This window comes from Devosia enhydra (genome assembly GCF_900119845.1).
In the GTDB taxonomy this organism is placed as follows: Bacteria; Pseudomonadota; Alphaproteobacteria; order Rhizobiales; family Devosiaceae; genus FPKU01.
This window is the reverse complement of sequence record NZ_FPKU01000001.1, coordinates 1,341,788-1,362,696: the sequence shown is the minus strand read 5'-3', so window position 1 is coordinate 1,362,696 and position 20,909 is coordinate 1,341,788. Positions and strand designations below refer to the sequence as shown.

Genomic DNA, 20,909 nt, shown 5'->3' with positions numbered 1-20,909 from the left:
GGTCAGTTGCGGGATAGCGAGCGATGAAACTCAACCCGAAGATCACCAGCGCCCTGGCCTGGACCGGCCTGATCGTCGTTGTGGCCGTGCCATCCGTCGAGATGTTCAATGGCGGGCAGGGCGAGCGCAGCATGAGCGCGCAGCCGCAGGCGGTGCCGTCAACGGCCATTCCCGTCGTGCCGAGAAGCGAGGCGACAACGGCTGCTGTGCCTGCCGCCGCGACCGGCCGCCCCGTGCTCGAGATCGATCGTGCGCCTGCCGCCGCCACTGTCGATCCGGTGCGCACCGCATCCACGAATGCAGCGCCTGCCAACAGCAGCGATCCGGTTGATCGCTTCGTCTCGGGTGGCAAGGCGCTTCCGAGCTATATCTCCGATGGCGGGACGGCGGCGCCGGCAAAGCCCGCCGTGCCGCGTACGACGCCGCCGGCCGCAGCGAACACCATTCCGATCCTGCCCTCGGCTCCCACCGGGTCGGTGCCCGCTGCTGGCGCGACCACGCAGGTGGCGGCGGTCGATGCCCGGCAGGCGGTGCCCTATCCGCTGCCGCGCGACCTGCGCCCGGCCAACCGGCCCGACCTTGCAGGCGTGCAAACCGCCGCACTGCCCAGTTATCCGCCGGCCTATCCCACGACAGCTGCCACGCCGGGGCCCATCGCGCCGTCGCGCCCCGCCGACGCGCCGCTGATCATCGATGAAGCCAGCATCGGACAGCCCGTCCGCCCGGCGCCCTCCAACGAGGGCCGCATCATCACGCAGGATGATCTGGCGGGCTGGCAGTCTGGCTCGCTGGCCGATTATCTCGCGAGCCGCGGGCTTCTGGCCGAGGATGAGCCGGCGCCCCGCTACCAGACGCCACGGCGTCCGCTGCCTCCCGCCGATGTCGGCGACAGCCGCGACTATGTGCCGGGCGGCTTCTGGCTCAGCGACAGCCCCTATAGCCGCTGGTAAGCCATGATGCTGGGTCACGCGCCGCTGATCGAAACCCTTCCTGTTCCGCTGCGGAGCAGCGGGCGGGATTGCTCGGTGCGCCGGTTGGTGGGGCGGGCGGCTTTCAATTTCTGTCCCAGCCATTATCCTCGCGCCGAATCGGAGCGCGCCGTGTCCGTCAGGGATCGTATTGCCGGCATTTTGGGATCGGTCTCGCGGCGGACCGGGATCGTCGGCTCGCTTGCCAATCTGTTCGATCCCGACACCTGGCTGCCCGGTGGCCGCGATGCCGCCTTTACCCTCGCTTTGATCGCTTTGTCGGCCAAAATGGCGGTGGCCGACGGCGTCGTAACGGCAGCCGAGATGCGCGCCTTCAGCCGGACGGTGGATATTCCGCCCGCGATCGAGGAGCAGGTGCAGCGCGTCTTCGATCTCGCCAAGCAGGATGTGGCGGGATTCGAGGCCTATGCAGGAAAGGTCGGGCGGTTCTTCCGTGACAGTCCCGACACGCTCGAGCACGTTCTTGACGGTCTATTCTATATCGCCAGCGCCGACGGGCTGATCCACGAGGCCGAGCTTGATTACCTCAAGCGCGTCAGCGGCATTTTCGGGTTCGATGATGCACGGTTCGAGCAGCTCGCCGCGCAGCATGTGCTCTCCGATGACGGGGTCGACCCATGGGCGGTGCTGGGTCTGGCGCAGGGCGCGGATGCGGATGAAATCCGGCGGGTCTATCGCCGGCTCGTGGCCGAGCATCATCCGGATCGGCTGATCGCCAAGGGCGTGCCCGAGGAGCTGATTGCGGTTGCCACCGGTCGCATGGCGGCGATCAATCAGGCCTATGGGCTGTTGACGCGCCGCAAGATCTCTTGACGGAGTGGCCTGCGGCTCCCTACATCGCGGGGCCAGTTGGCCGGACGGCCGCGGGCCGGTGCGCAAGCGCCGGCGCGAGGAAAGTCCGGGCTCCATCGAAATGCGGTGCCGGCTAACGGCCGGCGGGGGCGACCCCAGGGAAAGTGCCACAGAAAGCAAACCGCCCGGCCTCGGCCGCGGCAAGGGTGAAAGGGTGCGGTAAGAGCGCACCGGGGGACTGGTAACAGGACCCGCATGGTAAACCCCACCGGGAGCAAAACCAAATAGGGACGACGCGAGGGCAACCTCAGGCCGGTTTCGAGGCTGGTCGTCCGGGTTGGTTGCTCGAGCTGCGGCGCAAGCCGTCGCCTAGAGGAATGGCCGTCACGTCCGCGTCGCGAGGCGCGGGCCATACAGAACCCGGCTTACAGGCCAACTGGCAACGAAATGTGGAAGGGGTGGGTCGAGAGGCTCGCCCCTTCGGCACCTTGGGGGCGTCAAGGTGCTGTTTCCAAAGAAGAAACTGGCCTGTTGAGGTGTCGCCCGACGAGAGCGCACATCAACCCGGGAGCAACGGCTGAGCAGTCGGGCCGGGAGCAACATCTACAGACGAGAATAGGTCCTGTTCCAAGCAGGCCTCAAGGCGTTGATTAGCGCCGTCTCCTGAGCCAACAACGTCACATCGTCGGCACCTTCCAGCACCTTAGCGAAGACGACGACCTCGAAATTTGCACCAACCGAAGCTGCAATCCCTATGTGAGCCCCGCGTTGTGGGACGCTACCGTTTCGGAACGCTCGGTTCCCGTAGTTGCGCAGACGGCTGTGCAGCGAATTGCTCAAACCCACGTATACGACAGTAGAGTTGACCACGAACGCGTATAATCCCGGTTGATATCTGAGCCACGCTGCCGATCGATAGGGTCTGCATTCGGCCGTCTTCCACGACCCCACAAGCTGGAAACCCTGCTCCAATAGAATCGAGTTGCTCAACTGCGCTGATCCCTATCATCAAGATGCGTCTGCGGTGCCGGCTTGCCAGCTTCTCTCAGAACTTGGCCCAGCTTTCGGACCAGTTCGGGATGGTAGTTCACGCGCTCGGGACTGCCACTTACGGTCGCTCGAAAATCGCCGAACAAAAGGTGTATGCGCCTGCTGTTGTCGCTGTAGTAGACCGAGACTTCCAACTTGATCTGCTTCCCCATCAGTTCCCTCCTGCTTCGTCACCTTCTTACAGTAACTGGCGCAGGTCTACAGGGGGTGGCGGGGGCCGTTACAGTTCCACCTTGTCCCCATATGCCTCGCCATGTTCGGATTAGGGTAGGGCGCGACAGCCGCCCACCTCATGGCGAGAGGCGCGAGATGGCAGACAAGAACGACGAGCGTCGGAAGGCGCAAATTGGTGCCTTGTTGCGCCACTTCCGAGCAGCCCGCGACGGGGACTTCGACCATCCGAGCGAAGACCGGTTTTTGTACGGAGCATTCTCGTCTGATCCCGAACACCACCCGCCAGCAGTCCGAGAACTCGCGCGGCGGCTCGTGTTCCGCATGGACCGAGAGTTGCTGTCCAAGTTCGCAGGATATGATCTATCGGACGCGGCGGTCGCAGAATTTGCCACGGCCACCGCACTCTACCACCTCAGGTTCGACCTTGAGCACAACGGTGCCCAGTACGCGAACCCCGGCTTTCTGTCGCCGGACGAGTGGAACGAGTTCTTGGACAACCCTCGTGGGATGGAGGCTGGAGTCCGGCGCGCCCTCGTCCGCGAAGTGCTGGCAGTGTGGCAAAAGGCACGACCTTTGTCGCCTGAACAGATCGATGAAAACCTCGAACCGGCAACTCCCCCGCCGTCCCGAGCTAGCCAGAACTTCGAGGGCGAAACCTTCCAAGTGCCCGACCACCCAGTGGTCAAGCTGGTGGTCGCGCTGCTGAAAAATCTGCCCCAAGCGGATCACGCCGAAGCGTTCACTATACACCACGACCTGAACCACATTCTCCGGGGCACCGATCGGCATCAGCCAACGAAAGCGCGCCGGGAACCGGCCCCGTAAGCGCACCTGACTCCGCAGTTCCGTGCGACAGTCCGGGTCTTGGTCAGAAGCATACCTCCCATGTTTCGCTAGACTTGCGCATCTCGCCAGATGCAGCGGCCACCGGACGGCTCCCCGCCGCGAGGTGGCCGCGCCCGGCGAGACGCGCCGGGGAGTCGGCGAGTTGGGTAGTATCACTACGCCTCAGTCATAGCCGACGCCTCGATGTTCCATCGGCGCACCGATGTGCGCCATAGAATAGGAGGCAGCCATGTCTGCTGACGATAAGAAGAACGACCCCGCGCTCGGGGGCATTGAGCGCGGGGTCATGAAGACCGACAGCCAGCCGAAGCCGTCGAAACCTGATGAAACCACGGGGCAGGACGGCGGGCAATATGCCCGCCGTAGCAGCCCCCGTGACCTTTCGCGTGTCACGGTCATCGATTTGGAATCGACCGTTGCGAAGCTCTATGGCGGGCGGGAAACCCTTGCTCCGGGAATTCTCCAGCGTTCGGAGACGGTGATCGCGAAGTTGTTCGACACGACGCCGGTTATTATCGGTCTGGCCGACGGCATCTTCATCGACCGCGTCGATCCTCTTGTCGCCACCCTTTGCCTCGGGGATCTCTTCCTCGACGGCGACGGTGCTCCCCTGATGCACGCGATCTGCTTTCCCTCGGGTGCGCTCGAGGTGGCGATTGAGAATGCCAACTGGACTGCCTTGGGTAGCAATGTGGATGTCTCGTTCGACCTCGGACATATTGCGGCTTCCCGCAATGCTCCCGCTCAGGAAAAGCGCGGCGCCGTCGGCATTACGGTTACGCTCCCGAGCCGCATGAGGGTTCATGTCAAGCTTCAGGCAGCACGGCCCAAGTTCAGGGGCTACGACGTTTCGAGCGACATCCCCGAGGAATACTGGGACACGCGGAGCGTCTGCATCAAGCTGTCTCTCCAGGGGCCTGCTAATGGCTAAAGGCATCAAGAGCGCCCCCGAGGTCATGGAGACCCTCGACTGGGCTATGCGCCATGGCTTCAAACCGGTCGCTCTTCATGCAGCGAGCAAATCCGCTATTTCGGGCGGATTTGAGAAGCCTGATTACCTTCCGCCAGGAGAGGACTTCTGGCGGAAGGGGGATTTCGGCATCGGTATGGCGCTGGGTCCGTCGCATGGTGGACTGATCGATGTCGATCTCGATACCAATTCGGCAGTGTTCTTCGCCGAGAAGTTTTTTCCCCCCACAGATGCCGTTTTCGGCCGCAACGGCAAGCCGCGCTCGCACCGTCTCTACAGGGTGCCGACCGACATCGTTTTTCGTCACCTTAAAGCCCTCGACCCGATTCGCGACGAAACCGTCATTGAGTTGCGAGGCGACGGTCATCAGACCGTATTTCCTGGTTCGATCCACGAGGGCACGGGGGAAGTCATCGCTTGGAGCGAGGGCGGGCAGCCGGAAGTCGCCCCGGATCAGGTCGACCGCCTCGTCAAGGCGTTCCGAATGACGGTCGTCGCGGCGCTGATATCCGAACACCTGTGGGGCAGCGGCGTCCGCAACAATCACCTTTTGCCGCTCACCGGCCTGCTGATGCACCGGGGCTGGGCACAGGAAGATGTCGAGGCGGTCATCGCTGCCGTGATGGAGCGGGAGGGTGACTCCGAGACGTCGCGGTTGCGGACCATCCGCCTTACCTTCGCGCGGGATCAGAAGGGTGTTGCCACGGCTGGGGCGGGCAAGCTTCGTAAGCTTGTCGGCAACTCGCTGGTGCCGGTGGTGGAGGCCATCGTTAAGTGGGCCTCCGACAACGAGGACTTCATCACCGACTACAACGACCGCTTCGCGGCGGTGAATATGAAGGGATCGTTCCGCATCGTTGACCTCGACCCGCCGCAGGCCGACGCCCCGTGGTCCTACATGACCAAGGATGCGTTCTTCGACATGCGGGCCACGGACTTCTACGAGTCGAAAGATGAAACCGGCAAGGTCACGCGGAAGAACAAGGCCCGGTCATGGTTCATCAGCCCCCGGCGCCGCGAGTACGACGCGTTGGATTTCGTTCCCGGTGGTGACGTGCCCCGCGTGTTGAACATGTGGCGCGGTTGGGCCGAGGAGCCTTCGACGGCCGGGTCATGCGATGCGTGGCTCGAACTGCTGCGCGACGTGATTTGCGGCGGCGACGAGGAGGTGTATCGCTGGCACCTCAACTGGTTTGCCCAGATGCTGCGGGAGCCGGGCAAGAAGCCGCGCACCGCACCGGTCTGGATCGGGCGGCAGGGTGCGGGGAAGTCGCTGGCGGTGGAGTATGTCGGACGCATTCTGGGACGCCACTACATGGAAGTGTCGGACGCTCGACATGTCACCGGTCATTTCAACGCACACCTCGCCGACATTCTGCTGCTGCATTCGGCCGAGGCCCTATGGCCGGGCGACAAGGAACACCGCCCGGTCATCAAGCGACTGATCACTGACCCGACGCACACCATCGAGCCGAAAGGCGTCAACGCCTATCAAGTGCGTAACCACCTGCGCCTCATCATGACCTCGAACTATGACCGGGCCGCTCTAGCCGAGCGCGATGACCGTCGCCACACCACCGTTCATTTGGGCGAACGCAAAGCCTCGTCCGAACTCATCGCGCGCGTGGTGCACGAACTGGAGAATGGGGGGCCGGCACGTCTGCACCAGTATCTGGCGCACGAACTTGAGTACGACGCGACCATTCCGGTCATCAATCTCAAGAACAAGGACCTGCTGGACCTCAAGCTTGAGGAACTGGACCCGGTACGCGACTGGTGGCTCGAGACCCTGATGGGCGGACAGCTGCTACCAGAAGACCTTGGTTGGGCTCAGTCGCCCAAGCTGGACGATGAGAAGGCGGGCGCAGCCCGGTTCTGGCCGGCTGCGGTGTCGACGCAGGCGCTGCTGGTGTCGCTGCAGATTGCGCTTCGCCAGCGCAATATCCGCTTCGTGCCCCCCATGCAGAAGATGTTGAAGCAGTTGCGCCAGTACCTTGGGATCGGAGATTTCGACTACACCCAGCTGCGCATGGACAATCCGCAACTGCCCGAGACACAGCGACCTGAGGTCCGAGGCATGAGCAGTCGGCCCCGCGTCATCACCAACTTTCCTTCGCTTGCCGAGGCGCGGCGCGGCTTCGAGCAGTATATGGGGCACTCTATGGTATGGCACGAGGTGGATGGAGAGGATCAACACCTGCCGGAAGCGAGTACGGTAAGCGAACTTGCCGAGATTATTCCGATGGAAGGAGCCCAGGCCCGGCAGCGCGAGAAGAACCGGCGTGAGCAAGTTGCTAACAAGATGTCCGGGGGCAAATTCTGAGCGCTGTGGTCGATCCTCAGAGGGGTGATCACCGTGGCCGGGTCGGTGATCAGTCAGGTCGGCAGATGTGGGTCGTGCTCACCAACATGTCATGTGGTCTGTGGTAATGCGCGGTGTGACGCCAGATGTGACGGGCTGGTGTGACGGGTGCGAGGCCCCGTCGGCCGGGCATCTTGGCCTAACCGTCACACCGTCCCATCTCCTCTGAGGGGGTTGGGGGTCAGAGAGGGGACCGCCGGGCAGGGCCGCCGGGGGTCCCGATAGGGGTATACGCTGGGCACCGAGGTGTGACGGGGGTGTCGGAGGGTCACAGGCCCCGGACGGCGGGCTCTCTCGGTCGGTGCGCAGTCGTCACAGCGTGACGGACGCGGTAGCTGTGACGGCGCCGGCGCCGGTCTGAATTCCCTCAAGTTCGGGTCCTCCCCGGTGCCAGCCCTATATGGGGCGGCAGAAAGCTCAGGCCCCCCTTGAGCATGGAATATCGCGGAGAATTTTCTTACCCGTTGACCTGCCGCAGGCCCCTCGCCGAGCGGGTCAGCCGCCCGCCCGCTTCACCTGCCTCTCCGAACCGAATTCCAAATTGTGCCGAGCCCCGCGCCATGTTTCGGTTTTCGGAGAAGACCGAGACCGGTGGGGCAGCCCGTGTTCCATGCCTATGCATTCTCCGTGCCCTCGGGCCGCGCCTGTGCCGGCTCGCGGAAGGCTGCCCGGCCGGTCGCTTGCTGCCACCCGGAGCCCTGAGCCATGTTCATCACCGCCGCGCCTGACGCGCCCGCGCCCACCATCACCGTTTCCGATCCTGTCGCCACGCTGCCGGAGGGACTGCCGGCCACTGCCGCCGGAAAGCTCGTCGCCCTACGCCGCGCCCGCGACGACGCTCGCGTCCTGTACGAAGCCGCCCAGTCCGCCGTTTTCGCCTTTCGCGGCCCCGACAGCGACCTCATCCCCGCCGAGCGCCTCGTTGCTGAGTATGAAAAGCTCGACCTCCGGCAGGTCACCCTCGCGCCGCTCCGCATGGGCCGGGACGGCTCCCCCACCGAGGCGTCCGAGGCAGCGCACGCTGCCGACGCCAAGAAGTTCGACGCGCGCCGGCAGGAGGCCTATGATCGGCTCGACCGGCTCAAGACTGAGTACGAGGCTGCCCGCGCCTTGCAGGCGGAACGTGGCCGGCAGTGGCAGGCTCTCAATGGTCTCGTCGCCGCGCTTGAACGCTGGCTGGACAAGCACACCGGCCGGTTCGCGCCCGTCCCCTTGGAGCCTCCTGCAGTCTTCGCAGGCAAGCCTTACGGGCAGGGGCTTTCCGAACTGCGCGACCTGATCGCCGCGCTTACTGCCGAGCGCAAGCGGATCGAGCGCGCTCCGATGAGTGCGTCAGAAGCCAAGGCCCGCATCCGCCCGTGGGTCAAGATGATGGCCGACCGCGTGCGCCTCGTCGGCGCCATTCACCACGGCGTCGCCATCGATCTGGCTAGCGCCGAACCCGACCCGACGCTGGCCTATCTCTGCTTTCTCAACCCTGACGCCGTCGTGCGCCGGCTTGAACAGGAGGTCGATGCGCAGCTTCAAGGCCGCTTCACGCTCGGCGAACTCGACAAGGCCCGCAAGCTCAAGGAGCTCGACGGTCAGTTGCTCAATGCCGAGCGCCGCGAAGAGGCGCTGATCATGATCATGGCCGAGGTGGGCACCGTGGTGCTGCGCCGGCCGAATGCCGACCCGAAAGCTGTTCTCGGGCTGGCGTGACAAGCTTGCTGCCGAACTTGGGACGGCGGCGAGAGGGTTTCGGTTCCGCCCTCAGGGGACCTAGCCCCGAAATGGAGCCAGTGGCCGGGCGTTGATGGGCGCGCCGGTCTCACAGGCCGGGTCGGGGCAAGCGCACAAGGCCTCCGGCCCCGACCCGGTCGAAACTGGAAAGGATGAAAGATGAGCAGAGTTCAAGTCGAGGAACACCGGCAGGTGGCGCCGCACGAGATCGTGCTGATGGACGCGCTGGCCGACGCGCTGGCGCGGGGCGACACCGACTTCTACAGCGCCCACGAGCAGGAGTGGCAGCGCTCGAGCCTCGGGCACGCGTTCCACGCCCGCTGGTGCAGCGATCAGCCGTCGCGCCCGATCACGCTCGACGCCATCACCATCTGGAACCACCGCAACGCGGCGAAGCCGGCAAAGCCGGTCGACACCACGCAGGCGATCTGGGCCAAGTGGAATGGCCGGCACTGAGCCGCTGACGCGGGCAGGGGCTCAGGTTCACCTCGCCTCGGCCGCGCGCGCCCAGCGTCGCCCGGGAATGTCGCTGGCAGATGCGTTCGAGCTCGCTTGCCTTCGTGCGCCCGAGACGTTCTCGCTGCTCGCCCTCGATGTCGACGCCCGCGAGGCGCGCGGGCATGAGCCGGACCGTGCCGGTTCCCAGCAGCGCCCCGACGCTCTCGGGGAACAGGTCCGGCGCTTCGCCGCCGGTGTTGACGGGCGCACTGACCGCGAGAAGCTGCGGCGACTCGCTGAGGCTAACGGGGTCTGGCTGCCGCGCTATTCCACTCTCTCGACCGGCAGCGTCATGGCTGGTGTTCTCGGACGCCTGCGGGCGAGGCAGCGGGCGGGAACGCCTCTGTTGCTGCGGTGACGGGCGCCGCACTGTTCCTGCTGCTGGTGGTCTCGGGCCTCCTCGCCATGGCCGTGGCGCCCCTATGAGCCACCGATACCCTCGTCTCTGCGCTCCTAGGGTATCGGGAGACGTGAGACGAGGCCCGCCGCTATAGATGTAGCGCAGGCAGGGCTCGGGTCTCCCGATACGGCTCCCGCTAAGCCGCATCTCTGTCGAGCCGGTTGATGGCCCCCCCCGCAGTGACCCCGGCCGTCCATCTGTACGCTGGACAAACCCCTTGCGAAGTTCCGAAAACGGAACTAGAACTGTGGTCAGGCAGACGGCATCGGGCCGCGCCTCTCAGGAGAGAAGAGAATGACGAACCATCGTCAGGATGCGCTTTACGCCACCATGTGTTCCTACCTCGGCCTCTCAGCCCGAGATGTGGCCGAGATCGGCGGGTTCTCTGAACGCTTCGCGCGCGACTTGCTGGCGGGGCGTCGCCAGTTTCCAATGGATACCAAGAAGGCGCTCTTCGAGCTTCACAAAGCCTTCCAAGGCCTAGTGAAGGTTGGCAAGCAGCGCGTCCTAGAGGGCCAGACTCAATTCTATATTTATCGGACCAACGAGCAACTGCGGTCGTCTCCAGACAGCGAATTGTGGCCCGGCGGGTTCGTTGGGCCGTACCGAGCGGCTATGTTCGAGGTGTGGCGCTGGGCTGCGCAGGACGAACGCAAGCCCGTGTTGCTTGCATTCGATTCGCTGCCTGACACCGAGCAGCACGATCTGGGTAGCGAGACCTAAACCTCAGATAAATGGCTACAGGCGAGCCGCCTAAGGGTCATGGGGAATTGGTCTAACGCACTGGAATGTATGGGGAATTGTTCCAAGCTGCCGGGCGTGTTTCCGTTGTGTTGTCAACGAAGCCACAACCTCGGAGCTCACTATGACCAAGATCAGCACCGCCACTACCGCACCCCGTCGTCCCGGTCGCCCCCGCAAGAATCCACTGCCGGCGCAGCAGAACGCCGCCGCATCCGACGCTGCTGCCCTCGATCACGATCAGGACGGCGAGACCGCCGCCGTGGACGAGGTCGAGGCGGAACTCGTGCCCGCGTTCAAGGGGGGCCGTCCGCGCAGGGGAACCGCGTCAGACGGGCAGCAGCCCGTCGAGGCACCCGCACCGAAGCCGAGCCGCTCGGTGATCAAGCCCGACTATAAGCGCGACCACAAGCCGGACGACTTCGCCCAGCAGCTGAGCAAGGCAGTGGCCGACGACAACGGGCGGGTCGATCGGGTCAAGCTGCGCGCGCTGGCCGAGGCGAATGGGGTGTGGAATCCAGCCTACGAACGGCTGAATGTCGGGCAGGCGAGGATGAACGTGGGCAACCGGCTCAGGGCGAAGGCCCGGAAGGGGCAGGCGGTGGTGTGGGTCATGCCTGTCGGATGACGCAGGCTTAGAACGGGTCGCCGACTGCGTCGTTTGCGATTAGCGCTGCGCCCGCTTGAGCAGAACGGGTCGTGGTCGTCACCGTCAATACGGCTCGCTTCTGGCGTAGAGAGTTCATCTGGTCAGCAACCCGCCGGGCCAAGGGACTGCCTCGGCGCGCTATGTGCCTGACTGTTCCCAGTAGGGTCAGTAGGTGTTGAGCGCAGGCATCCCGCTCGGCGTCCGTCTGTGCCGCGTGGTAGGCCTCCCATGCTGCCTTAATCTTCAAGTTCATCTTGGCCGGGGCGACAAGGTTGGAACCAACTACCCCGATGCCGGTGATGAAGACAGGGCGGTTGCCAGTTCGATATTTGATCTTGTGCGTCTTCAGGCCGAACGCTCGGACCACGGTCCTAACTTCTCGCAGAACTTCCCGAGTTACGAACTGACCCGAGATGGTCAGGTCGTCGACCCACAACGACATGTTCAGCCCACGCGCGCGGCAGATATCCGCGATCTGGTCGAACATTCTGCGATGCACCATCGTGCACAGCACAGGAGTCAGGGGCGAACCGAACGAAACTTTGTCGTCGATGGTGACGAGGTGGGTCATGAGACCCGCTACGTCTTGATACATCCCTAAGTCGTTAATGAACCACCTGCGCACCATGGCACTGGTCGTCGAAGGGTAGAACTGCTTCAGGTCCAGCGTCAGATATTGGACCTGCTCCAGATGGAGTGCGGCATTGTCCCGCTGGCTTTTGCCACGGCGCGGGCTGAATAGATAGGCGGGCTGCTGAATCTTGTTCAGGTGGAACTTCAGCCGTTCGTGGGCAGACCGGAGCCTGGACTCGGGGTAGGCGAGGTGACGCAACTTTCCGTTTATCTCAAGGTCGCGCCGCTGGACGAACTGCTCCTTGTAGTTCACGAGACGCCGAAGGTTGTCGCGGCTCTCTCCAAGCAGCCTTGCGACCTCGCGTTGGGTGGGCCGCATGCTGAAAGGGGAGCGAGCGATTGGATAGCGCTCTGCGCGCTGCACCTTCTTAGTGACCGGCATTTAAAGGTTCACCGGCGCCAAGTTCTCCAGAAGCTTCAATACGTGACCAGCTACGAGGAGTTTGCCCCGCCTCTGCGCGGGTTCAGTTTCCAATTCCTCTGCGAAGAACAGGAGTTGCGACATCCGTATGCCCAGCTTGCCACTGTACCTTTCCAAAACATCTAAGGTAACCGCCTTGGCACCACGTTCGATCTCCGAGATCATCGACTGCGAGAGGTCGAGGTCTTTGGCGAGGTCAGCCTGAGAATATCCCCAATACAGGCGCACCAGACGGAGCGCATCGTTGATCATAGGGCGTTTCAGTTCGGGCATACCGTAATCCTCCGGCTAGTTTCGAGGTCGCCGCTTACTCCCGGTCCGAGAACCAGAAGCGGGCAACGTAGTAGATTGCCTGCCCAAGAAAGGTGATGGTCTTAAAGACCACCCCCCAGTTGAGCCGGCGGCGACGACGCTGGTGATGACGTTTGTCGTTCACTTTGTAGTTCCTTCTGTTCCGCCAACTGGATTGTTGGCGCCCGTCGAACAGAGGAGCAGTTCAGCGTCGTTTTTACCTCGAATTTGCCGCACCCGATCCCGGGCGGGTGCGGCGCGCGGCCTCGCTCCCTACCGGTCGTCGGGATTGAATTGGAGGCTTTCACGCCTCCACAGGGCCAGAGGCCCCAACGATAGACGGGTACTGCGTGAACAATCATCACAAAGGCTTCGTCGCACGATTCGGCCTGAGGCGCAAATGAAATATCACCAACCGTGATAATCCAACACCGGCGCTCTGAAGGTGCCTGAGCCGAACTGTCGGTTCACCCCTACTTCCCCACCACCTCGCCCCACCGGTCCAGCGCCTCCCGCACTTCGGGCAGGTAGCTGTAGGTGTTGTAGGTCCGGACCAGCTTGTCCTTCGCCCCGTGGCCGAGCACGCGCTCGGCGACTTCCTCGCGTATTCCCATCTCCGCCATGCGGCTCCGGACGACGCGCCGCAGGTCGTGCACCACCCACGGCGTGGGCTGCCGCCCGAGAACTTTCCTCATCTCGTCATCGATCCGGGCCTTGGGCGTATGCATGTTGCGCACGGCGTTGCGCTCGTCGGCGGTGAACAGGAACGGGCAATAGCGATAGCGGGGCAGGGCGGTGATCAGCCGAACCGCCTCGTCCGAGAGCGGCACGATGTGGATGGCGCGGCTCTTATTCCGCTCCGGCGGCACGTTCCAGACCTTCTCGGTCAGGTCGAATTCGTCCCACTGCGCGTCCGCCACTTCGCGCAGCCTCGCTCCGGTCAGCAGGACCAGTCGGTGTAGCGGGCCGTGGGGGTAAGGAATGTTTCCGGTGGCGATCCAGAAGGCGCGGACCTCGGCCTCGGTCAGGGTTCGTTGGCGCGGCTCGAGGTTCCCAGTGAGCTTGCCCGGCCGGATCATGTCACAGGGCGACACCTCTACCGTGCCGCGTTCCCGAGCCCAGTTGAACAGGGCGCGAAGGTGCGCGAACAGCCGGTGAGCCATGGACGGGGAGCGGGCACCGAGCTCCTCAACGAACGCGACCACCTGCGTCCGGGTGAGTTCCGGTACGGGCAGCTTGCCCCATCGGTCGATAAGCTGCCGCACCTCACGCTCGGCTGCCGCGCCGCGACGGAGGGCACGGACGCGCTTCTTGATGTACGTCTCGGCCAGCACCCGGAAGGTCAGCACGGGCTTTTCGGCCGTCTGCTGCATACGAAGACTGCCGGGATCGACCCCCTGCACGACCAGCGCTGTCCAGTCGCGCGCGATCTTGCGGGCTGCCTCCTGTTGCACGGCGCCCACCTCGGCGATCAGCCGGCGGGTCGGATTGGTCTTGCCCGGCATTCGCCGGCAGAGCATATAGGAGCGGTGGCCGAGAGGGGTGACCCGAACGATCAGGCCGGGCGCCTCGCTGTCCCAGATGTCGTAAGCCCTGTTCTTCGGGCGAATTGCGTCCAACCGCTTGTCGCTCAGCCTGACCCGTACCATCGGCTCCAGCCGCTCCCATGCTCCATCAACACCGGGGCAACGGGAGCATGTCGGATGGCATTTTTACAAGGTATCTCAATGCCTTGGTGATGGGACATGGATCGCTGCGGTAAGAGCGCACCGGGGGACTGGTAACAGGACCCGCATGGTAAACCCCACCGGGAGCAAAACCAAATAGGGACGACGCGAGGGCAACCTCAGGCCGGTTTCGAGGCCGGTCGTCCGGGTTGGTTGCTCGAGCTGCGGCGCAAGCCGTCGCCTAGAGGAATGGCCGTCACGTCCGCGTCGCGAGGCGCGGGCCTTACAGAACCCGGCTTACAGGCCAACTGGCAATTTATTCTGGGGATAAAGCGATGGTCGACAGCCCTCAACTGACCGCGCGCGTCCTCGCGCTCGAAATGCGCCTGACCCATCAGGATCGCGCCATCGAGGATCTCAACGAGATCGTGACGCGGCAATGGCGGGAAATGGAGCGGTTGAAGCGCCTCGTGGATCGGCTCGAGGCCGAAATCGCCGAGGCCGAGGCGGGGCGTCGCGACCTGCCGGGCAAGGAGCCGCCGCCCCCGCACTACTGATCGCCGGTTGCCGGGCAGCGGGCATGGCAAACGGATTGTTAAACTCCCTTCCTCAATATGCAGGCGATCGCCGGGCAAAACCCGGCTCAACCAGCGTACCGGCCTTGTTGCCGGATGGAGCGGACGGAAACCATGGCCCAGGAGAGCCCGCAAGCGCCGGCGCAACCTGATGCGCCCCGGCCCGCCGACGCGCGTGCCGATACCCCGCATGTTCCGGTGCTGCTTGCCGAAGTGCTCGAGGCGCTCGCGCCGTTAGAGGGTGCCCGCATCCTCGATGGCACGTTTGGGGCAGGGGGATATTCGCAGGCGCTGCTGGCGGCGGGGGCGAGCGTGGTCGCGATCGATCGCGACCCCAATGTGCTGCCCCATGCCGAGCGACTCGCGACTCTCTACCCGGATCGGTTCACCTTCGTGCCCGGCCAGTTTTCCGAACTCGATACGCTCGCGGGCGGGCCCGTCGATGGCGTTGTGCTCGATATCGGGGTGTCCTCGATGCAGCTCGACGAGGCGGTGCGCGGCTTCTCGTTCCTGCGCGACGGGCCGCTCGACATGCGCATGTCGGGGGAAGGCGAAAGCGCCGCGGACCTCGTCAACACCCTGAGCGAAGCCCGGCTGACCGACCTGCTCTTCGCCTATGGCGAGGAACGCAAGGCCCGTCGCATCGCCACCGCCATCGTTGCGGCACGCGCCGAAAAGCCTCTTTCCACGACCGCCGAACTGGCCCGGCTGATCGAGACCGTCATCGGGCGCAAGCCGGGCGAGATGCATCCGGCCACGCGCAGCTTCCAGGCGCTGCGGATCGCGGTCAATGGCGAGCTGCATGAGCTGGTCGCGGGGCTCTTCGCCAGCGAGCGGCTGCTTGCCCCCGGCGGGCGGCTCGCCGTCGTCAGCTTCCATTCGCTCGAGGATCGCATCGTCAAGCGCTTCCTCGATGCTGAAAAATCCGATCCCACACCCTCCCGCCATCTGCCGGTGCGCGGACAGGCCGCGCCGCGCTGGGCCCAGATCCGCAAGCCGGTGCGGGCGGGCGCAGCCGAGACGGAGCGCAATCCGCGCGCCCGTTCCGCGACCCTGCGCAGCGCCACGCGCACCGAAGCGCCGGCGCGCCCGGCCTCAGCCGAAGGCCTCGGCGTGCCGCTTTCGAGGAGGCTCGCATGATCCGCACGCTCAACGTCATCCTCGTGTGCACGAGTATTGCGGCGCTGGTGGGCGTCTACGGCCTCAAATATGCCGTGGAGGAAACCGCCAGCACCAAGGTGGAACTCGAACGGCTGATCGACAAGCAGCAGGCCGATTTGTCGATGCTCAAGGCTGACTGGGCCTATCTCAACCAGCCCAGCCATGTGGCGCCCATCGTGGTGCGCCACGAGGCGGCACTGGGCCTGAAGCCTGTCCGCCCCGAGCAGTTCGGCCGGCTCGACAACCTGCCGATGCGCAAGCCCGCGCCGGACAAGGCGGCGCTCGATGCGCTTTTCGAAGCGCTCGATTCGGGCATCGATCCCATTGAACAACTGATCATCGGGGCATCGCAATGAGCCTGGCAAGCGAAGCGGCCGTTCCCACAATCGCGCTCGAAGGCTCGCGCAAATCGCGCAGCCAGCTGACCCGGGCCCGCATTCGCTGGGTGATCTTCGGGCTGATCCTGGTCTTCGGCGTCATTGCCGGGCGGCTGGTGCAGCTCGGCTCGGTGGTGGTCGAGACCTCGATCGAGGGGCAGACGCGCGACGCCATCACCGCGACGCGGCCGCCGATCCTTGACCGGAACGGGCTTGAAATGGCCGTCGATATCCGCGTGCCCTCGCTGTTTGCCGAGCCGCGCCGCATCATCGATGTCGAGGAGGCGGTGACGGCCCTGCGCACGGTGCTGCCGGAACTCGATGCCGACTGGCTGCGCCGCCGGCTGACGGGGGATCGGGGCTTCGTCTGGGTCAAGCGCGAGCTGACCCCGGCGGTTGCCGACCGCATCTTCCAGCTCGGCATTCCCGGCCTCGATTTCGTCACCGAATCCAAGCGGTTCTATCCGGGCGGCCGCGAGGCCTCCCATATCCTGGGCGCGGTGAACATCGACAACCAGGGCATCGCCGGCATCGAAAAGAACATGGACGACCGCGACGTCGCGCTGCTGCAGGAACTCGGGCTGGCACGCGACCGGGCGCTGGCGCCGGTCAGCCTCTCGATCGATGCGCGCGTGCAGCACGTGATGTATTCGGAGCTTCTCGACACCTTCACCCGCTACAAGGCGATCGCCGCTGCCGGCGTGATGGTCGATGTGCGCACCGGCGAAGTGCTCGCCATGGTGTCGCTGCCCGATTTCGACCCCAACAATCCCGCCTCCGCCTTCGAGCTCTATGATGGCAAGAAGGACCAGCGGTTCAATCGCATCACATCCGGCATCTATGAACTGGGCTCGACGTTCAAGACGGTTACCTTTGCGGGCGCCATCGACAGCGGGCGGGTGCGGCTGACCGACAATTTCGATGCGCGCTTCGGCATCCGCTTCGGTCGCTTCACCATCGACGATTTCCATGGCAAGCACCGCGTGCTGAGCACCTCGGAGGTCTACAAATATTCCTCCAATATCGGCACGATCCGGATCATGCAGGCCATGGGCAAGGACGAGTTCCGCGCCTTCCTGACCAAGCTGGGCATGGACAAGCCGATGCAGATCGAACTGCCCGAGCGGCGCAATCCGGTGGTGCCGGAAAAATTCTCGGAGATCGTCGCGGCCACGGCCAGCTTTGGCCATGGGCTCTCGGTTTCGCCCCTGCACATGGCCAAGGCGATGGCCGCCTTCGTCAATGACGGCATGATGGTGCCGGTGACGCTCTACAAGCGGGACGAAGCCGCGGCGCGCCCGCTCTACGAACCGGTGATCTCGCCCCAGACGAGCGCGCAGATCCGCTATCTGATGCGGCTCAATGCCATCGACGGGTCGGGGTCGCGCATGGATCGCGAGGCGCGTGGCTATCGCACTGGCGGCAAGACGGGCACGGCGGAAAAGGTCGTGGATGGCCGATATTCGTCGAGCAAGACGCTTGCGGTCTTCGCCTCGGCCTTTCCGCTCGATGATCCGCAATATGCGATGGTGATCCTCGTCGACGAGCCGCAGAAGGAAACGCCGCAGTCGGGTACCACGGCCGGCTGGAATGCCGGAGAAGTCACCGGCCGAATCGTCAAGCGTGTCGCGCCGATGCTGGGAATCGCCCCCGATTTCAGCGAAATGCTGGATCAGGCGCTCGTTCCGGCCTCGATGGCCCGCGCCCCTGCTCCGGAGAACCGACTTGGCGTTCCGTCTCTCTGACCTCCTTGCCGGCTCGCATGCGGGCGACGTGCCTGCCATCGTCGTAACGGGCGTGGAAGCCGACAGCCGGGCCGTAGCTGCGGGGCAAGCCTTTTTCGCCGGCCCCGGCACGCGGGTGCACGGGCTGGCCTTTGCGGCGGAGGCTGTGGCGCGGGGCGCCGTGGTCATCGTTTCCGACCGGCCCGCCGACACCGATCCGGGCGTGCCGGTTGTGGTGGTCGAGGATGTGCGGGCTGCCTATGCCAGGGCCGCCGCGCGGAGCTATCCGCCGCAGCCGTCGGTTGCGGTTGCCGTTACTGGCACCAACGGCAAATCGTCGGTGGTGTCCTTCGTGCGCCAGATCTGGTCGGCCTGCGGCATCCGGGCCGCGAGCCTCGGGACCGTCGGGGTCGAGACCGATGCGGGCATCGCGGCCGGCGAATTGACGACGCCCGATGCACTGACCCTGCACAGGGCGCTGCAGAAGCTGGCCGAGGCCGGCATCGACCATGTGGCGCTCGAAGCCTCGAGCCAGGGGCTCGACCAGCGCCGCGTCGACGGGATCGCCTTCCGCGCGGTCGGCTTCACCAATCTCTCGCGCGACCATCTCGACTATCATGCCGATATGGAAACCTATGCCGAAGCCAAGCTGAGGCTCTTCCGCCATCTGATCGCGCCGGGCGGGGCGGCGGTGGTCAATGTCGATGATGCGTGGAGCCCACCCTTCGTCAACGCCGCGCTCGAAGCGGGCGTGACGCTGCTGACGGTGGGACGCGAGGGCGCCTATTTCGAGATCGCCGCCATCGAGAACGAGGGCTATGGCCAGCGCGTCACCGGGCGGCTGGTGGGCGAGCCCGTCAGCTTCCTCCTGCCGCTGACCGGAGCCTTCCAGGCCCACAATGCCATCATGGCGCTGGCCCTGGCGCTTTCTGCCGGGGCGCCGCACGGGGAGGCGATAGCGGCGCTCTCGACCCTCAAGGGCGCGCGCGGGCGGCTGGAGCGGGTAGCCGAACACAATGGCGCCGCCATCTTCGTCGATTACGCCCACAAGCCGGTGGCGCTGGAGACGGCGCTTCTGGCGCTGCGACCCTATGCCAGCGGGAGGCTCATCGTCGTCATCGGGGCAGGGGGCGACCGCGATCCCGGCAAGCGCCCGATGATGGGCAAGGCAGCCAGCGAGGGGGCCGACATCGTCATCGTGACCGACGACAATCCGCGCACCGAAGATCCCGCCGCCATCCGCGCCGCCGTGCTGGCCGCAGCGCCAGGCGCGCAGGAAATCGCCGACCGTCGCGCCGCCATCGCCCACGGCATCGGGCTTCTCGGGCCCGGCGACGTGCTGCTGATCGCCGGCAAGGGACATGAGGACTACCAGATCGTGGGCACCACCAAGCACCACTTCTCCGACCATGAAGTCGTGACCGAGACGCTGGCGGGGCGCGGATGAACGAGCTTGCCAGCCCTCTCTGGACGATCGCCGAGATCGTCGCCGCCACCAATGGCTATGCCGATGGCGTGACCGCGCAGGCGGTGACCGCGGTTTCGATCGATTCCCGCGACATCCAGCCCGGTGCGCTCTTTGTCGCGATCAAGGGCGACACTCATGACGGGCATGATTTCGTCGGTGCGGCCCTCGATGCGGGCGCGGCTGCGGCGCTGGTTTCGGCAGACCGGGCGCCGGCGCTGGGCCGCAAGGGCGTGATCGGGGTGCGCGACCCGATGAAGGCGCTCGAAGCCTTGGCGCGCGCGGCACGCGAGCGCAGCACCGGGCAGATCGTCGCCATCACCGGAAGCGTCGGCAAGACATCGACCAAGGAAGCGGTGCGCACCGTGCTCGCGGCATCGGGCAAGGTGCATGCCTCGATCAAGAGCTACAACAATCACTGGGGCGTGCCGTTGATGCTGGCGAACCTGCCGCGCAACGTGCCCTTCGGCGTCTTCGAGATCGGCATGAACCATGCCGGGGAAATCGCCAATCTGGTCAAGATGGTGCGGCCCCATATCGCCCTCGTGACCTCGGTGGCGCCGGCCCATCTCGAGTTTTTCCCCTCGGTCACCGCCATCGCCGAAGCCAAGGCGGAGATCCTTCTGAGCCTCGAACCCGGCGGGACGGCGGTGTTCAACGCCGACCATGATTATCTGCATGTGCTGATGGGTGCGGCGCGACGGCTGGGCATTACCAACATCGTGACCTACGGGTTCGACGAGAGTTCGGACTGGCATATCGGTGCGCCACGCGTCAGCGATGGCGTGACCCACGCCACGATCAGCCATGAGGGCCAGGTGCAGCGCCTCGCCCTTCGTGTGCCCGGCCGGCACATGATCGCCAATGCCACCGCTGCCATCGTGGTCAATGCGCTCGTGGGCGGGGGGGCGATGTCGGCCATCGGGGCTCTCGGCCAGTTCGCGGCGCCCGAGGGGCGTGGGGAGACGCTGAGGCTGGGCAACCCAAAGAAGCCCCTGCTGCTCGTGGATGAGAGCTACAACGCCAACACCGCTTCCATGCGGGCAGCGATGGAGGTCTATTCCGGCATCACCCCGCCATCGGGCCGAAAGGTGCTGGTGCTGGGCGACATGCTGGAACTGGGACCCGAAAGCCCGAACCTCCATCGCAGCCTTGCCGACGCCGTGAAGGCGACCGGCGCGACAGAGATTTACCTCATCGGCAAGGGCATGGCCGCCCTGCGCGATGCCCTGGGTGACGGGCAGGTCACAGCCCATGCCGAAAGCGTTGAGCAACTGGCGGAAACGATCCTCGGCGGCCTTGCGCCCGGCGACTCGGTTATGGTCAAAGGGTCCAAAGGCGTGCGACTTGCGGGTCTCGTGCGGCGCATCCGCGAGACCTTCGCATAGGGCGCCAGACGGCG

The 20,909-nt window shown here is 64.9% G+C and carries 21 protein-coding genes and 1 other RNA gene; 17 read left to right on the top strand and 5 right to left on the bottom strand.

Annotated elements, in window-relative coordinates:
- Window positions 1–23 precede the first annotated feature (23 nt).
- The 3 genes from BT183_RS06600 to rnpB all read left to right on the top strand — a co-directional run bounded on the left by BT183_RS06600 (window position 24) and on the right by rnpB (window position 2,225).
- Window positions 24–950 (top strand): hypothetical protein, encoded by a 927-nt coding sequence (locus BT183_RS06600; protein WP_072340088.1) that lies wholly within the window; start codon window positions 24–26, stop codon window positions 948–950.
- Between the two features lie 150 nt (window positions 951–1,100).
- Window positions 1,101–1,802: a molecular chaperone DjiA gene (locus BT183_RS06595; RefSeq protein WP_072341656.1), complete on the top strand. Its 702-nt coding sequence runs from the start codon at window positions 1,101–1,103 to the stop codon at window positions 1,800–1,802.
- A gap of 32 nt (window positions 1,803–1,834) precedes the next feature.
- Window positions 1,835–2,225, top strand: an RNA gene (gene rnpB, locus BT183_RS06590) — RNase P RNA component class A.
- A gap of 542 nt (window positions 2,226–2,767) precedes the next feature.
- Here the strand turns inward: rnpB and BT183_RS20430 are convergent.
- Window positions 2,768–2,983 carry a hypothetical protein gene (locus tag BT183_RS20430; protein ID WP_143145686.1) on the bottom strand — a complete coding sequence of 72 codons (216 nt, stop codon included), beginning with the start codon at window positions 2,981–2,983 and terminating at the stop codon, window positions 2,768–2,770.
- 157 nt (window positions 2,984–3,140) lie between these two features.
- Here BT183_RS20430 and BT183_RS06585 point away from each other — a divergent pair, with 157 nt between their 5' ends.
- The 8 genes from BT183_RS06585 to BT183_RS06550 all read left to right on the top strand — a co-directional run bounded on the left by BT183_RS06585 (window position 3,141) and on the right by BT183_RS06550 (window position 11,172).
- Window positions 3,141–3,830: a hypothetical protein gene (locus tag BT183_RS06585; protein ID WP_072340086.1), complete on the top strand. Its 690-nt coding sequence runs from the start codon at window positions 3,141–3,143 to the stop codon at window positions 3,828–3,830.
- Window positions 3,831–4,080: 250 nt separating this feature from the next.
- Window positions 4,081–4,782, top strand: coding sequence for a hypothetical protein (locus BT183_RS20725; protein ID WP_072340084.1), 702 nt, complete (start codon window positions 4,081–4,083; stop codon window positions 4,780–4,782).
- A complete protein-coding gene (locus tag BT183_RS06575) occupies window positions 4,775–7,144 on the top strand; it encodes a DUF5906 domain-containing protein (RefSeq protein WP_072340082.1) in 2,370 nt (789 codons plus the stop codon). The genes BT183_RS20725 and BT183_RS06575 overlap by 8 nt, the downstream gene beginning before the upstream one ends.
- A gap of 744 nt (window positions 7,145–7,888) precedes the next feature.
- Complete coding sequence (locus tag BT183_RS06570; RefSeq protein ID WP_072340080.1) at window positions 7,889–8,884, top strand: hypothetical protein; 996 nt, start codon at window positions 7,889–7,891, stop codon at window positions 8,882–8,884.
- Between the two features lie 180 nt (window positions 8,885–9,064).
- Entirely contained in the window at window positions 9,065–9,361 is a 297-nt protein-coding gene (locus BT183_RS06565; RefSeq protein ID WP_143145685.1) for a hypothetical protein, read from the top strand.
- Window positions 9,348–9,761, top strand: coding sequence for a hypothetical protein (locus BT183_RS06560; protein WP_072340076.1), 414 nt, complete (start codon window positions 9,348–9,350; stop codon window positions 9,759–9,761). The genes BT183_RS06565 and BT183_RS06560 overlap by 14 nt, the downstream gene beginning before the upstream one ends.
- 336 nt (window positions 9,762–10,097) lie before the next feature.
- On the top strand, window positions 10,098–10,526 hold the full coding sequence (locus BT183_RS06555; protein WP_072340074.1) for a hypothetical protein: 429 nt from the start codon (window positions 10,098–10,100) through the stop codon (window positions 10,524–10,526).
- Between the two features lie 142 nt (window positions 10,527–10,668).
- On the top strand, window positions 10,669–11,172 hold the full coding sequence (locus tag BT183_RS06550; protein WP_072340072.1) for a hypothetical protein: 504 nt from the start codon (window positions 10,669–10,671) through the stop codon (window positions 11,170–11,172).
- A 7-nt stretch (window positions 11,173–11,179) separates the two neighbouring features.
- Here BT183_RS06550 and BT183_RS06545 read toward each other — a convergent pair whose 3' ends face one another.
- From BT183_RS06545 to BT183_RS06535, 4 genes are all read right to left on the bottom strand, one after another.
- The gene (locus BT183_RS06545; RefSeq protein ID WP_072340070.1) at window positions 11,180–12,208 is read right to left on the bottom strand and encodes a reverse transcriptase family protein; all 1,029 of its coding nucleotides are present in this window, start codon (window positions 12,206–12,208) and stop codon (window positions 11,180–11,182) included.
- Window positions 12,209–12,520, bottom strand: coding sequence for a helix-turn-helix domain-containing protein (locus tag BT183_RS06540; protein ID WP_084603287.1), 312 nt, complete (start codon window positions 12,518–12,520; stop codon window positions 12,209–12,211).
- 34 nt (window positions 12,521–12,554) lie between these two features.
- Entirely contained in the window at window positions 12,555–12,683 is a 129-nt protein-coding gene (locus tag BT183_RS21000) for a DUF4426 domain-containing protein (protein ID WP_244545253.1), read from the bottom strand.
- Between the two features lie 328 nt (window positions 12,684–13,011).
- Window positions 13,012–14,187, bottom strand: coding sequence for a tyrosine-type recombinase/integrase (locus BT183_RS06535; protein ID WP_072340066.1), 1,176 nt, complete (start codon window positions 14,185–14,187; stop codon window positions 13,012–13,014).
- Window positions 14,188–14,540: 353 nt separating this feature from the next.
- On the opposite strand from BT183_RS06535, the gene BT183_RS06530 reads away from it, so the two are divergent.
- The 6 genes from BT183_RS06530 to BT183_RS06505 all read left to right on the top strand — a co-directional run bounded on the left by BT183_RS06530 (window position 14,541) and on the right by BT183_RS06505 (window position 20,895).
- Window positions 14,541–14,762 carry a SlyX family protein gene (locus BT183_RS06530; protein ID WP_072340064.1) on the top strand — a complete coding sequence of 74 codons (222 nt, stop codon included), beginning with the start codon at window positions 14,541–14,543 and terminating at the stop codon, window positions 14,760–14,762.
- A 132-nt stretch (window positions 14,763–14,894) separates the two neighbouring features.
- Window positions 14,895–15,920, top strand: coding sequence for a 16S rRNA (cytosine(1402)-N(4))-methyltransferase RsmH (gene rsmH, locus BT183_RS06525; RefSeq protein WP_072341653.1), 1,026 nt, complete (start codon window positions 14,895–14,897; stop codon window positions 15,918–15,920).
- Entirely contained in the window at window positions 15,917–16,297 is a 381-nt protein-coding gene (gene ftsL / locus BT183_RS06520) for a cell division protein FtsL (protein WP_072340062.1), read from the top strand. The genes rsmH and ftsL overlap by 4 nt, the downstream gene beginning before the upstream one ends.
- Window positions 16,294–18,063 (top strand): peptidoglycan D,D-transpeptidase FtsI family protein, encoded by a 1,770-nt coding sequence (locus tag BT183_RS06515; protein WP_072340060.1) that lies wholly within the window; start codon window positions 16,294–16,296, stop codon window positions 18,061–18,063. Before ftsL ends, BT183_RS06515 begins: the two co-directional genes overlap by 4 nt.
- Window positions 18,044–19,489: a UDP-N-acetylmuramoyl-L-alanyl-D-glutamate--2,6-diaminopimelate ligase gene (locus BT183_RS06510; protein ID WP_072340059.1), complete on the top strand. Its 1,446-nt coding sequence runs from the start codon at window positions 18,044–18,046 to the stop codon at window positions 19,487–19,489. Before BT183_RS06515 ends, BT183_RS06510 begins: the two co-directional genes overlap by 20 nt.
- Window positions 19,486–20,895, top strand: coding sequence for a UDP-N-acetylmuramoyl-tripeptide--D-alanyl-D-alanine ligase (locus BT183_RS06505; protein WP_072340057.1), 1,410 nt, complete (start codon window positions 19,486–19,488; stop codon window positions 20,893–20,895). Before BT183_RS06510 ends, BT183_RS06505 begins: the two co-directional genes overlap by 4 nt.
- The last annotated feature ends 14 nt before the right edge of the window (window positions 20,896–20,909 follow it).

Excerpts from the sequence above, each read along its gene's own strand:
- BT183_RS06545 (WP_072340070.1), bottom strand. The coding sequence starts at position 12,208 with ATGCCGGTCACTAAGAAGGTGCAGCGCGCAGAGCGCTATCCAATCGCT.
- BT183_RS06540 (WP_084603287.1), bottom strand. The coding sequence starts at position 12,520 with ATGCCCGAACTGAAACGCCCTATGATCAACGATGCGCTCCGTCTGGTG.
- BT183_RS06505 (WP_072340057.1), top strand. The coding sequence starts at position 19,486 with ATGAACGAGCTTGCCAGCCCTCTCTGGACGATCGCCGAGATCGTCGCC.
- BT183_RS06585 (WP_072340086.1), top strand. The coding sequence starts at position 3,141 with ATGGCAGACAAGAACGACGAGCGTCGGAAGGCGCAAATTGGTGCCTTG.
- BT183_RS06535 (WP_072340066.1), bottom strand. The coding sequence starts at position 14,187 with ATGGTACGGGTCAGGCTGAGCGACAAGCGGTTGGACGCAATTCGCCCG.
- BT183_RS06575 (WP_072340082.1), top strand. The coding sequence starts at position 4,775 with ATGGCTAAAGGCATCAAGAGCGCCCCCGAGGTCATGGAGACCCTCGAC.
- BT183_RS20725 (WP_072340084.1), top strand. The coding sequence starts at position 4,081 with ATGTCTGCTGACGATAAGAAGAACGACCCCGCGCTCGGGGGCATTGAG.
- ftsL (WP_072340062.1), top strand. The coding sequence starts at position 15,917 with ATGATCCGCACGCTCAACGTCATCCTCGTGTGCACGAGTATTGCGGCG.
- BT183_RS20430 (WP_143145686.1), bottom strand. The coding sequence starts at position 2,983 with ATGGGGAAGCAGATCAAGTTGGAAGTCTCGGTCTACTACAGCGACAAC.
- BT183_RS06570 (WP_072340080.1), top strand. The coding sequence starts at position 7,889 with ATGTTCATCACCGCCGCGCCTGACGCGCCCGCGCCCACCATCACCGTT.
- BT183_RS06600 (WP_072340088.1), top strand. The coding sequence starts at position 24 with ATGAAACTCAACCCGAAGATCACCAGCGCCCTGGCCTGGACCGGCCTG.
- BT183_RS06530 (WP_072340064.1), top strand. The coding sequence starts at position 14,541 with ATGGTCGACAGCCCTCAACTGACCGCGCGCGTCCTCGCGCTCGAAATG.
- BT183_RS06555 (WP_072340074.1), top strand. The coding sequence starts at position 10,098 with ATGACGAACCATCGTCAGGATGCGCTTTACGCCACCATGTGTTCCTAC.
- BT183_RS06565 (WP_143145685.1), top strand. The coding sequence starts at position 9,065 with ATGAGCAGAGTTCAAGTCGAGGAACACCGGCAGGTGGCGCCGCACGAG.
- BT183_RS06515 (WP_072340060.1), top strand. The coding sequence starts at position 16,294 with ATGAGCCTGGCAAGCGAAGCGGCCGTTCCCACAATCGCGCTCGAAGGC.
- BT183_RS06550 (WP_072340072.1), top strand. The coding sequence starts at position 10,669 with ATGACCAAGATCAGCACCGCCACTACCGCACCCCGTCGTCCCGGTCGC.
- BT183_RS06560 (WP_072340076.1), top strand. The coding sequence starts at position 9,348 with ATGGCCGGCACTGAGCCGCTGACGCGGGCAGGGGCTCAGGTTCACCTC.
- rsmH (WP_072341653.1), top strand. The coding sequence starts at position 14,895 with ATGGCCCAGGAGAGCCCGCAAGCGCCGGCGCAACCTGATGCGCCCCGG.